This is a genomic window from Pseudomonas putida (assembly GCF_028682395.1).
Taxonomy (GTDB): Bacteria; Pseudomonadota; Gammaproteobacteria; order Pseudomonadales; family Pseudomonadaceae; genus Aquipseudomonas; species Aquipseudomonas putida_AB.
On the sequence record NZ_JANHLC010000025.1, the window covers coordinates 1 to 1,426 of the forward strand.

Here is a 1,426-nt window from a genome sequence, read left to right on the forward strand (position 1 = left end):
ACCATGCAAACCCATCTGTTGATCAATGGCCAGCTCGTCGCTGGTGAAGGCCCGACCCAACCGGTATTCAACCCGTCCCTGGGCCGCGTGCTGGTAGAAATCCATGAAGCCAGCGAAGCCCAGGTCGATGCCGCCGTGCGCGCCGCCGACGCCGCCTTCGAGAGCTGGTCGCAAACCCCTCCCAAGGACCGCGCCCAGCTCCTGCTCAAATTGGCCGATGCCATCGAGGCCCATGGCCCGGAACTGGCCAAGCTGGAATCGGACAACTGCGGCAAACCCTACAGCGCGGCCCTCAATGACGAGATCCCGGCGATTGCCGACGTCTTCCGCTTCTTTGCCGGCGCCAGCCGTTGCATGAGCGGTTCGGCCGGCGGCGAATACCTGCCCGGCCACACCTCGATGATCCGCCGCGACCCGGTGGGCGTGATCGCCTCCATCGCGCCGTGGAACTACCCGCTGATGATGGTCGCCTGGAAAATCGCCCCGGCGCTGGCCGCCGGTAATACCGTGGTGCTCAAGCCCTCGGAGCAAACCCCACTGACCGCCCTGCGCCTGGCCGAACTGGCCGCCGAGATCTTCCCGGCCGGTGTGCTCAACCTGGTGTTTGGCCGTGGACCGAGCGTCGGCAGCCCGCTGGTCACCCACCCTAAAGTGCGCATGGTCTCCCTGACCGGCTCCATCGCCACCGGGTCGAACATCATTTCCAGCACCAGCGACAGCGTCAAACGCATGCATATGGAACTGGGCGGCAAGGCGCCGGTGATCATTTTCGACGACGCCGATATCGACGCCGCCGTCGAGGGTATTCGCAGCTTCGGCTTCTACAACGCCGGCCAGGACTGCACCGCCGCGTGCCGCATCTATGCGCAAAAAGGCATCTACGAGCGCTTTGTCGAGAAGCTCGGCGCGGCCGTCAGCACCCTCAAATACGGTTTGCAGGACGATCCCGCGACCGAGTTGGGCCCGCTGATCACCGCCCAGCACCGCGACCGCGTGGCCGGTTTTGTCGAGCGCGCCATCGCCCAGCCACATATCCGCCTGGTGACGGGTGGCAAAGCGGTGGAAGGCAATGGGTTCTTCTTTGAGCCGACCGTACTGGCCAACGCCCAGCAGGATGACGAGATCGTACGCCGCGAGGTTTTCGGCCCGGTGGTCTCGGTGACGCGTTTTGACGACGAAGCCCAGGTACTGGGCTGGGCCAATGATTCGGACTACGGCCTGGCCTCGTCGGTCTGGACCGCCGATATCGGTCGCGCCCATCGCCTGGCCGCACGCCTGCAGTACGGCTGCACCTGGGTAAATACGCACTTTATGCTGGTCAGCGAAATGCCCCACGGTGGGCAGAAACTCTCCGGCTACGGCAAGGACATGTCCATGTACGGGCTGGAGGACTACACCACCGTACGCCACGTGATGTTCAAGCACT

1 protein-coding gene is annotated in these 1,426 nt (G+C 64.3%); it reads left to right on the top strand.

Annotated features, from left to right (window positions below):
- Positions 1–3: 3 nt before the first annotated feature.
- On the top strand, positions 4–1,426 hold a 1,423-nt coding region (locus NPS46_RS25050), incomplete at its 3' end, for a gamma-aminobutyraldehyde dehydrogenase (RefSeq protein WP_274112035.1).